The organism is Marinomonas sp. S3726, assembly GCF_000967665.1.
Classification (GTDB): domain Bacteria; phylum Pseudomonadota; class Gammaproteobacteria; order Pseudomonadales; family Marinomonadaceae; genus Marinomonas.
Map to the genome: position 1 here is coordinate 65,747 of NZ_JXYC01000007.1, position 10,861 is coordinate 76,607.

11 protein-coding genes are annotated in these 10,861 nt (G+C 43.9%); 4 read left to right on the forward strand and 7 right to left on the reverse strand.

Going from position 1 to position 10,861, the window contains the following annotated elements; genetic code table 11:
• Window positions 1-78 precede the first annotated feature (78 nt).
• The 6 genes from TW85_RS07120 to dctP form a co-directional block, all read right to left on the reverse strand.
• A complete protein-coding gene (locus TW85_RS07120) occupies window positions 79-1,470 on the reverse strand; it encodes an MmgE/PrpD family protein (RefSeq protein WP_046016416.1) in 1,392 nt (463 codons plus the stop codon).
• Window positions 1,467-2,888, reverse strand: a complete 1,422-nt coding sequence (locus TW85_RS07125) for an aspartate ammonia-lyase (protein WP_046016417.1) — start codon at window positions 2,886-2,888, stop codon at window positions 1,467-1,469. Before TW85_RS07125 ends, TW85_RS07120 begins: the two co-directional genes overlap by 4 nt.
• Window positions 2,889-2,903: 15 nt before the next feature.
• Complete coding sequence (locus TW85_RS07130; RefSeq protein WP_046016418.1) at window positions 2,904-3,398, reverse strand: asparaginase domain-containing protein; 495 nt, start codon at window positions 3,396-3,398, stop codon at window positions 2,904-2,906.
• A 10-nt stretch (window positions 3,399-3,408) separates the two neighbouring features.
• The gene (locus tag TW85_RS07135; RefSeq protein ID WP_046016419.1) at window positions 3,409-4,713 is read right to left on the reverse strand and encodes a TRAP transporter large permease; all 1,305 of its coding nucleotides are present in this window, start codon (window positions 4,711-4,713) and stop codon (window positions 3,409-3,411) included.
• Between the two features lie 15 nt (window positions 4,714-4,728).
• Window positions 4,729-5,259 (reverse strand): TRAP transporter small permease, encoded by a 531-nt coding sequence (locus TW85_RS25380; RefSeq protein ID WP_052701979.1) that lies wholly within the window; start codon window positions 5,257-5,259, stop codon window positions 4,729-4,731.
• Window positions 5,260-5,416: 157 nt separating this feature from the next.
• On the reverse strand, window positions 5,417-6,442 hold the full coding sequence (dctP, locus tag TW85_RS07145; RefSeq protein WP_046016420.1) for a TRAP transporter substrate-binding protein DctP: 1,026 nt from the start codon (window positions 6,440-6,442) through the stop codon (window positions 5,417-5,419).
• A 262-nt stretch (window positions 6,443-6,704) separates the two neighbouring features.
• Between dctP and TW85_RS07150 the strand changes: the two genes are divergently transcribed.
• From TW85_RS07150 to TW85_RS07160, 3 genes are all read left to right on the forward strand, one after another.
• Entirely contained in the window at window positions 6,705-7,310 is a 606-nt protein-coding gene (locus tag TW85_RS07150; RefSeq protein WP_046016421.1) for a pyridoxamine 5'-phosphate oxidase family protein, read from the forward strand.
• Window positions 7,311-7,495: 185 nt separating this feature from the next.
• Window positions 7,496-8,815: a Na+/H+ antiporter NhaC family protein gene (locus TW85_RS07155; protein ID WP_046016437.1), complete on the forward strand. Its 1,320-nt coding sequence runs from the start codon at window positions 7,496-7,498 to the stop codon at window positions 8,813-8,815.
• Window positions 8,816-8,850: 35 nt separating this feature from the next.
• Complete coding sequence (locus TW85_RS07160; RefSeq protein WP_046016422.1) at window positions 8,851-9,327, forward strand: OsmC family protein; 477 nt, start codon at window positions 8,851-8,853, stop codon at window positions 9,325-9,327.
• An 80-nt stretch (window positions 9,328-9,407) separates the two neighbouring features.
• Here TW85_RS07160 and TW85_RS07165 read toward each other — a convergent pair whose 3' ends face one another.
• Window positions 9,408-10,052 carry a DsbA family oxidoreductase gene (locus tag TW85_RS07165; RefSeq protein ID WP_046016423.1) on the reverse strand — a complete coding sequence of 215 codons (645 nt, stop codon included), beginning with the start codon at window positions 10,050-10,052 and terminating at the stop codon, window positions 9,408-9,410.
• 442 nt (window positions 10,053-10,494) lie between these two features.
• Here TW85_RS07165 and TW85_RS07170 point away from each other — a divergent pair, with 442 nt between their 5' ends.
• Window positions 10,495-10,743: a hypothetical protein gene (locus tag TW85_RS07170; RefSeq protein ID WP_046016424.1), complete on the forward strand. Its 249-nt coding sequence runs from the start codon at window positions 10,495-10,497 to the stop codon at window positions 10,741-10,743.
• Window positions 10,744-10,861: the final 118 nt, after the last annotated feature.

Genomic DNA, 10,861 nt, shown 5'->3' on the forward strand with positions numbered 1-10,861 from the left:
GCAGGAAAAATAGCTTCCTCCCCCCAAAAAGGATGATTTCTTAAACGCTAGGTTTTATGTCTTTAACGCTTTATCTTTTTACCTCTCTCGCTTTATTAATTGCGTAACACTTTTAATATGCTCAACTTGCTCTAACTGAAACAGCTGATTCAACAGATTTTTATCGTTTTCTGGGCTTAGTTTACCTGCCACACATTTAGCAAATTTCGTACTAAAGTCCTCATCACTAAATGGCTTTTCTGGGTTACCAATTGCTAGGTCATTCTCTAAGAAAAGACTGTCGCCTGTTTTCGTCTTAATCCAAATTTTGACAGGGGCGGTGCCGATAAAGCCTAACTTAGCGAGGTCATCATCAATTTCCATTGTGATACTCTGCATCAAGCTTTGTACCCTAGGGTCCATAATCTTCTCTTGAGTAAATTCCTCTAAGGTTAGCTGGCCATAAATCAGGCTAGCAGCAATGGAATACTCTAGAGAGAAGCGTGCTTCTACCGGTGTTTGTGGCTGGTGGCACACCAGCTCCTTTGGCCCTAATAAACTCACACCACAATGGATACTTTCAATCTCTTGCCAAGACACCTTATTTTCTTGTACTAAGGCTTCCATCAGGTCGCAGGCTGGGTGGTTGCCACTGCAATTAGGATACTTCTTAAAGGCATAGCCTTTTGTACTGATATCCCATCCCGTGCCAAACAAAATTGGCTTCACCATGGATCTGACTTTTTTCGCTAGCGCATCACTGGCATAACACTGAATAAAGCCGTCAACCCCTTCTAATGCCGTCGGTGCTGAGGTAATCCCATGTTGTGCCAAGCTCACCGCTTCTAAGCCAGATTTCGCCGCCATACCCGCATGATAAGGTTTGGCTTGGGTACCAAAGTTACTGCGAATACCACTAGACCTTGATAAGGATAAAGCCAGAGCACGAGTGGTCATGGTTTCATCTAGCGCTAATAGCTGACAAACCGCCGCAGCAGTGCCTAATGCGTAGAAAACCCCCGTTGTATGCCAGCCATTTTCAGAGGTTTCTGGCATCATTAAATCAGCGACTTTATGGGCCACTTCGACACCAGCAATATAAGCCGTCAGCAGTGCTTTACCAGATAAATCCAGCTCTTCCGATAAGGCTAAGAGTGCGGGAATAATGACAGTAGAAGGGTGGCCTATTGTCGCCCAACTGGTGTCATCAAAGTCTAAAGCATGGCCAGAGGCGGCATTCACCAAGGCTGCGTTTTCAACGTCGAGATTAAGGTCATGACCTATGATTGAGGCGTTACCGCCTTGGCTCCTTTGGCTCGCCCAGTGTCTTAAGTTTTCGGCTACAGGTTGATCGCAACCCGCAATCGCGACACCGATATAATCCAACACAGCGCGTTTCGCTGTATTGGTCACATCTGAAGGCAAATCCGAATACTCTAAAGAGACCAGAAAGCGCGCCGCCTGCGTCAGGATAGGGGCTTGCTTGTTCATGCTGAATCCCCACGTTTTGTCTTAAATAAGTCATTAAACTTATCGGGAGATGTCATCATTAATGGGTCTAGGTAGCGGTTTGCTTCAAGCTCATTCATGATGCCTGACTCAATAACCACTTGCTTGATTGTCTTATTTTCTTTATCCGCTTGCTTAGCAAGGCGAGAAGCGGTTTGATAATCAAATAAGGTCGCAATCACAGTCGAAAGAGCTAAGGAGTTTTCTGCATCTTGGTGGCATTTTTCTTGGTTGGCTTGAATACCGTCTATGCATTTACTGGCCAGTAATGGCATACAGCTAGACAATAAATCACAGGATTCAGTCACACAGTTAAGAATCAAAGATTCCCACACATTCAGGTCCAGCTCGCCTTCACAAGCGCGAGTGACAGCCACATCATTACCAAACACTCTAAAATACACCTGCATCGCCATTTCTGGCATAACAGGGTTAATTTTGCCCGGCATGATGGATGAACCAGGCTGCACCGCAGGCAGTGTTATTTCCCCTAAGCCTGCTCTTGGGCCAGATGACATAAGGCGCAAGTCCCCCGCAAGCTTATTCAAATTAAGGGCAATGGCTTTGGTTAAGGCAGAGACCTTGACCCAAAGATCAGCATTTTGCAGACCATCAAACAGGTTTTCTTCGACTTCCCAATCACTGCCAGTGACTTCATTCAGTGCTTCAAAAAGGTAGGTTTTATAACCCGGGAAGGTGCCAAACTCGGTACCAATGGCCGTTGCTGATAAAGGCAATTCAAGACAGCAATATCTCACTTCTTTTATCTCAGCAATCATCCTCTCAAAGGCATTACGATAACCGCTGAATTGCTGACCTAAGGTAATAGGGAGTGCATCTTGAAAACAGGTTCGGCCAAGCTTTACGACTAGTTCGAACTCAGCTTCTTTTCGCTTTAATGAGCCCACAAACTCAGACAAGACGGCCTCTAAAGTATTTAAAGCGCTGAAAACAGCCATCTTCATGGCCGCAGGAATTACATCATTAGTGGATTGCCCCATGTTTACATGAGTATTTGGATGTACTCTGTCATAACCCTTGTGGCCTGTGATGATTTCGTTAGCTCTGTTTGCCAATACCTCATTCACATTCATATTGGCCGATGTACCACCGCCACCTTGGTAAATATCGATGGCAAAGTTAGTAGGGTCAAGATTGGTCAGCATGTCATCTGCCGCCTGACAAATGGCTTGGCAGATGTCTTTATTTAAAACATTGGCTTTATAGTTAGCCATAGCCGCCGCTTTTTTAATCTGAATAATACTTTCTACAAAACCCGGAATATGAGAGATAGTCTTACCCGAAATCGCAAAATTCTCTTTCGCTCTTTGAGTCTGAATTCCGTAATAAAGGCTTTCGTTTAGTTGGCGTTCGCCAAGAGCATCATGTTCAATTCGCATCATTTTTCTCCTAGCTTAGTGCCAAAGTTCACGGTCTTCAGGGCGAAACAGTTTTCCATCAATACAGACGTGTACTCCTGCCGATGCATATTGCGCCGCTAAAGACGCAGCCCCTAAATTGAATAAACCGTCACTGTAGGTAAAGCCGTCTATTGGGCGCAAAGAGCCTGTCAGAATGACGGTTTTATCCATAAATAAGGCACGGCTTTTATTTAAATATCTGGCAAGGTCAAACAAGGTAAAAGACCCATGCGTTAGTACTATGGCAGAGACTGGGCTGTTCACTATGGCCGTCAACATGTCTTCTCTGTCTGCATCAGTCATCTCTCGGCTGTCTTTCATACAGACTTGGCTAAACAGGTATTCATCTTTAGCAACACCACAATGCTGCTCCAGGTATTTCGGCAGAATGCTCTCGTTAAAACAGATTGGCCCACATTGGTCAGGGTCGTAATAAGAGTCGATGGTTCCGCCTGTTGTAATCAGGTGAAAGTTAATAGGGTTTGTCATAAGTACTCCGTTATAGACCGGTAACTAGGCGAGGCAACCAAAGTGCCAATTCAGGGATAAAGGTGGTTAACAGCACCACAGGTAAGTAAGTTAGAAAAACGAATACCAAGGTCGGCTTAATAATTTGCGGTAGCTTAACGCCGCCAATTAAGGTGCCGAAATAGAGGATAGGCGCAGTGGGTGGGGTGATAAGACCCATGCCCAAGTTTGTCCCTATGATGGCGGCAAAATGCACTGGATGTACGCCAATCTCATTCATCACAGGCAATAACAAAGGTGCTGCGAGTAAGATGCCAGAGACATCCTCCATAAACATGCCGATAAGCAATAGGAAGAGGTTCACCAACAAGAGCAATAGAATCTTGTTATCTGTGATGGCAAGTAAACTTTCTAAAATTTGTTGCGGTACATCTTCAAATGTGAGAACACGCGCCAACATGCTGGCACAAAATATCACTAGCATAAGTACGGCTGTCACCTGAGCGGCTTTCCAAACAGCCTCGTAAAAAGAGTTCCAAGTCATCTCTTTGTAGATCCAAAATGCCACAGGCAGCGCGTACATAACGGCAACCGCAGCCGCTTCTGTTGGCGTTGTAACGCCCCCATAAATGAAGCCCAAGATGATAAGCGGCATGGCCAAACCAAAACCTGCACGACGTGTATTCAAAAAAATGTTTTGTCTCGCCGTTTTAAAGTCAGGCTTCTCTTCAATAACTAACGGCATCTTGCGAGTCAGAATAAAGTTCCAGAAACAGAAGAGGCAGATCAACAAAAGTGCGGGAATGACAGGGGCTAAGAAAGCTGCTGTGATGGAAGTGCCCGTTACCCAACCGTACAAGATCATGGTGGCACTAGGTGGAATAAGCAGAGCCAATACCGCCGAACAAGACACTAATGAGGTGGCATAGCCCCTGTCATAGCCTTTCTCGACCATACGCGGAATCATGATAGAGCCGATCGCCGCAACCGCTGAGGACGCCATACCAGATATGGCACCAAACACGGCGGTTGTTACGACTGTCACTATGCCAAGACCACCACGATAGTGGCCAAAAATACTATCAGCTAAGTTCAATAACCTTTTGGCGATACCACCATTGGTCATGATAGAGCCTGCTAAAATATAAAGCGGAATTGCTAACAGCACCATAGATGATGTTTTGCTGAAACCCGATGTGATGAGGAAAGAGGTGTTGCCGTATTCCCCCATAAAAATTAGAAATAACGCAGCGGCGACAAAAGTCAGTGCAACAGGCACGCCTATCACCATCAGGGTAATAAGCAGGGCTACGTCCCAGATAATAATGCTACTCATGGTAAGTATCCTCGATTATTGCTTGTGTTTGAAAAAGCCGGTGCAGGCTTCAATGACTTCGATAAAGAAGTAAAACGTCATTAACGCCATACCAACTAGCATGCCACCGTAAACCCAAGCCATAGGGATGCGAAGCTCGACAGAGCGGGTATCAAACTCTAAGTTGAATTGCACTAAATGCCAGGTTTCCCAGCACAGATAAGCGCAGAGTAGTGTTGAAATGATGCGTGTTAGAAAGTGAGCTAGATCGACAAATATTCCAGGTTTAAACACGGTATCAACAATGCTGGCTGAGATATGTTCTTTCATATGGGTGCCATACGCCGCCCCAATAAAATACATCACAGCAGCTAAGTAGCTGGCGCTTTCTTCAATACCAAAAATGGAATAATTGAAAATATAACGGCTCACCACTTGTACAAACACCAGCAAAGTAAAAGTGATGCTGGCAGCAAAGAGTATCCATCTTTGGAGACGGAGCTTAAATTGCCACAATAATTTAAGGGGACTAGCCGTTTTCATAGTTTTAATTGTAGTCGCAGTCATAGCAGCGAACCTTTTTATTAGGTGGTACTTCAGAAGTGCTTCTGAGCGAATTAGCTAAGAGGCACTTCTGTAAAGCAAATGATTAAGTGGAGCCAAAGGGATGCACCTCTGGCCGACTTAATAACTTATTTTTATCAGTAAGTTTTATCGTTAAGGGTTATTTACTGTAGTAAGCGCTTAACTTCTGGAAGAGCTCGTCGCCAATTTCGTCTTTGATATTTGGCCAAACATCATTACGGATAGCGTTAGAAATGGTCTTCATTTCAGCGTCAGAGAAGGTCACGACTGTCACACCTGCATCACGTAATTGCTGGCGATATTCAACATCGGCTTGGGCAACTCGTTGGAAGCGTTCAGTGGCCATGTTAGTAGCAATGTTCTGAATGGTCGTTTGGTCTGCTTCATCCAATTTCTGGAACTTTTTACTATTAATGATGAGAGAGTTAACTTCGAAAAAGTTATTAATCTGCAACCAAGTTTTAACAATACCGTTCCAGTCACGTACCGCATTTTCTGGTGTACCGCCTATCATGCCGTCGATCACTCCTGTTTGAACGCCAGTGTATAGCTCGGCCCAAGGCATGGTGGCAGTGTTATAGCCAAGACGCTCAAGTACTGGGCGCTGGGTGCCCACACCTGATGGCCAAACACGGATTTTTAAATCTTTATGTAGAGCATCTGGATTAGAAGGGTTGGTCACATCAGAGCTGACTGCCATGCCACCCATACCCACCGCATAAGGCGCTAGCATGGTGATGTTTTGTGGTTTAAGCAGATCGTTCACCACATCAAAAATGAAGCCGCCGTCGCTCCATGAGGTTTCCGCTTCTTCATAGGTTGAAACCGAGTAAGGGAACCAAGAAATATTCAAACGTTTGTCATACTTGGTCGAAAAAGACTGTACAGCGGCATCGACAACACCGTATCGTATCAGCTCGTATACTTCTTCAAGGTCACCCAATTGGTTGGCAGGGTAGACACGAACATTCACTCGGCCTTGGGTTTGTGCTTCAACACGTTTTGCAAATTCCTTAGACCAATCGTCTTGCTCAGATCCCGGAGGAGCAGGGTGAGAAAGGCGTAAACTGGTGGCTGCGTAACTAGTGCTTGCCGCAAGGGAAATAGCACTTGCTGTCACGGCGACCATACCTAGTTTAAAAAATTGTTTAATTGGGCTGCTCATTGGGACTACCTCATTCTAAATTTTATTGTTAATTGTAGTTGTCCGCTCAGACATATGTTGTGCAATACGTCTCGGGCAAATCCATTGAACGCTCTTGCAAAAAGAAGCACTATTAACATCGAGAATTCTAATTAATAGTATTAGCTGGAGTGATGGTAGGTTCAGTTATAGTAATAATGTCTGATTAATTACCTTTTATTCAGAGAAGAAACAGCAGGCAACCAGCCTTATTATTCGTCACATAAAATGAACAAGGATGATTATGTACATTGAATCAGAAGCACAACTTAGAGAGCTTTATGGCTTTGCAAAAGGCAGAGCAAAAGACAAACAGCTGGATGCATTAGAAAAGCATTCGATTAACTTTATCGAGCATTCTCCCTTTGTCACCTTATCCAGTTATGCTAAATCGGGTGCGTTAGATTCATCTCCAAGAGGAGGCGAGCCTGGGTTTATCAAGGTGATCAATAACAACTGCATCATCATCCCAGATGCCCGAGGTAATAATCGTCTTGATACCTTAGTGAACCTTCTCGATACCGGCAATATTGGTTGTCTCTTTCTGATCCCTGGCGTGGATGAAACTTTAAGAGTCAATGGCACAGCGAGGATTTCGACAAGAGAAGATTACTTGAGCCTCTTTGCCTCTCACCAAAAAACACCTATCTCATGTATCGAGGTCCAAGTCACAGAAGTCTTTTTACATTGTGCTAAGGCGTTAATGCGATCTGAGCTTTGGTCTGAAGAGTCGAAAATAGAGCGTTCCCAACTACCCACTATGGGTAGAATGATGCACGATCAACTTAAGATAGATGAAGAGCCAGAAAGCCAAGAGACCATGGTCGCCCGTTATAAGCAGGGTCTTTAGCATAGAAAACACTCAGTTTTGCTAAAATCCGTATTAATCAGGTTTTAAATGAATTCCTTTCATGATGGCTTGGGGACTTTGCGTGGCAATAATTTTGAAGTGACGTAAGCTTGTCGCCCGCTGTGAGCTGCCATAAGTGGCTCACAGTGTGTTACTTCTTATTATCCTTCGGAGCGTTTGACCCAGTGAACAAAGTGTCCTCTTTGGCAGTTTTGCCATTTCTCGTATTTTTAAGTCTTTTTATTGGTAGCGGGCTTTATTATCAAAGCTTAGGTACTGATTTTGCCTTCTATCAAATCAAAGCCCCAGTTGCGATTTTACCCGCCATTCTGATCGCCTTTTTAATGGTAAAAGGGTCTTTCAATAAAGCGCTAGACACCTTCATTAAAGGTGTGGGCGATAACACCATTATTACCATGGTACTTATCTTCTTATTGGCGGGGGCTTTTGCCAGTGTGATGAAGTCGATAGGTGCGGTTGATGCGACGGTTAACTTTGCCTTAGCAAGTGTACCTAGCAGCTTTATTCTGCCGGGTTTGTTTATTATCTCTGCCTTTATTGCCACCGCCATGGGTACGTCAATGGGCACCATCGCCGCGATTGCGCCTGTTGCCTTAGGCGTGTCTGAGGTCAGTGATATCGAACTAGTGCTCGCCATCTCAAGTGTAGTGGGTGGTGCCATGTTTGGTGACAACCTATCTATCATTTCAGATACCACGATTGCGGCAACCCGTACCCAAGGTTGTGAGATGAAAGACAAGTTCCGTATGAATGTGAAGCTTGCCATCCCAGCAGCTCTAATCACGCTTATTGTCTTATATTTCGCCGGTGCCGATAGCCAATTAGCCGATGTAGGCGACTATGAATACATTTTGATTCTGCCTTACCTAGCGGTATTAGCTTTAGCCGTTTTGGGTATCAATGTTTTTGTGGTGCTTTTTAGTGGCTTGCTACTCGCTTCGGGTATTGGTTATTTCCACCAAGAAACCTATGGCATTGCGAGCATTAGCCAAGATGTGTATGCAGGCTTTGGTGCCATGCAAGAAACCATGCTCTTATCTTTGTTGATAGGTGGTCTTGCGGCTCTCATGCGAAGTGAAGGTGGCCTAGCTTGGATCTCAGCCAAACTACAGGCCTTGGTAAGTAAACTTTCTGATCTGGGTTTAATGCAAACCAAAGCCGGTGAGATCTGTATAGCCTTACTTGTCGCATTAATGAACTTTGCGACCGCGAACAATACTATTGCCATTCTCATCTCAGGGGCAGTAGCAAAAGAGATTGCAGAGAAATACCAAGTAAGCGCCGCCAGAAGTGCTAGCTTGTTAGATATCTTCTCTTGTGTGGTACAAGGGTTAATTCCTTATGGCGCGCAAATTCTATTGGCGAGCTCTATCGCTGCTATTTCACCTTTTGCTTTGGTTTCAAGTATCTATTATTGTTGGGTCCTTGCGATTATTACCTTGTGCTTTGTTCTGTTCTTATGGCCAAGGGAAGATAAGCGCTAATCGGTTTTATCACTAGATGCATTTAGGGAGAGGATATGTCTGAGTATTATGCTTGCGTGCAATGGCACAAAGGTGAAGATGAGAGTTTTATCGATAACCAATATAGCCGAGCACATCAATGGCATTTTGATGGTGGTCTGAGTGTGCCTGCATCCTCTTCTCCCCATATTGTGCCTTTGCCTTATTCAGTTGAAGCGAATGTCGACCCAGAAGAAGCCTTTGTTGCCTCTTTGTCGAGCTGTCACATGCTTTTCTTTCTCTCTATTGCAGCTAAAAAACGTTATCTGATTAATGAATATAAAGATGATGCCATAGGCCTGATGGAAGAAGACGAAGAGGGCAAAATGGCCATGACCCAAGTCACCCTGCGACCTTATGTGGCTTTCTTGGGCGAGCGTCAACCAAGCCTAGAGCAACTTGAAAAGATGCATCACCAAGCTCACGATCTTTGTTTTATTGCTAATTCAGTGAAAACCCAGATCAAAACCCAAGTACGCTTGTCTTTGGCCTGAGTAAAGTAAGAAAAAAGCGAAGATCGCAGAAAGCAAAAAGGGAAGCCAATGGCTTCCCTTTTTTATGTCGCAAGACGCGCTTAAGCGGGTGTTTTCTCAGCAATATCCATAATCACTTTGAAAAAGTCTTTCGCTTGGTGCGGCCCTTGGATAACGTATTGATCGTTAATCACATAGGTAGGCGAGCTATCGATTTCTAGCTTCTTAAATTGCGCTAGCTTCTTTTCAACCTTGATCTTAGTTTCTTCAGTGAAGGCATCTTCAATTGCATCTTCATCAAGGCCAGCTTGCTTACCAATCTCAGCTAACACGTCCACATCACCTATGTCTTTGGCATCGGTAAAGTAAGCGTGGAAAAGTGCTAACGCTAGGTTAGTGCCAACCTTCTTTTTATTGGCAATATGGATAAGCTGGTGGCTTAGGTGAGTATTAGGGATAAGGGCCTTATCGCTAAAGTTAAACTCTATGCCTTCTTCTTTACCCACTTGCTGTAGCGCGTGATCCGCTTCGTTTAGTCTTTCTTCACTGCCAAAACGGCTGGTCAAATATTCGATTCTGTCTTGTCCTTGAGTAGACACTTCTGGGTGTAACTCAAGGGGCTGCCAGCGAATATCAAATCGATAATCATCACCTAGCTGCTCCATCGCTTGTTTTAAGCGTGAATAACCAAGGTAAGCCCAAGGGCAAACGGTGTCACAAATGATATCGATACGAAAATCAGCCATACGGCCTCCAATAGTCTGTTTCTTTGCGACGCTTTATACCTTATTACGCGATGGAGTGTTAGGGCTTAGGGTGAAAAAAGTTTGAAATTGTGGGTTGGGGGTGAGCGAGGTAAAAATTAGCTTATTAAAAATTAACAGACTTTATCTTTGAGTCGGGTTTAAAGTTATATAGAATCAATGAGTTATAAAGTTAGGAACCATGGTCTTGTAACAGTTTAAGCAGGGATTGAGATAAGGCGTATGTGCGCTTAGCCAGGAAGGTGTTTAGTAATAATCTATCGAATAAAAGCCTTCCGTTAGACCTCCCTTGTAAGATAAAAAATTAGATGTGGTGCTTTGAGTGCGGTGGTTAAATCGTACAAATCGAGCGTGCGCGTTATTTAATTGTTATAAGCCTTCTCAATATTGTTAGCAGTATTACTCAACTTAAAAGGATATAAAAATGTTTGAAGTTAAAATGACTATTAATGGTAAGCCGATGACGGAAGCAAATATTAAAAATGAGCTAGAAAAAGCAATGTTTGAAACCGTTGTTGAAGAAATTAAAGAAACTGTTGAGTCTGCTGTTTCAAAAGATGAAGCATTACAAATTAAAATCGATGTAATTGGAACTGATGTTGAAGCTTTATCTCTCAATATAAGTGGTCCAGATGATATTGTAGCTAAAATCGAAGCAGCTTTGGTTGAGTAGTCACCCAGCTCATAACAAGTTACTTAAAAGGTCGTAAAACGCTTGGCTTGCGCTCCTTCGTCGCTAATTTTAGCCAAGCATTTATGCACCCATTAGTAAGGCGTTGGTATGACTCCCC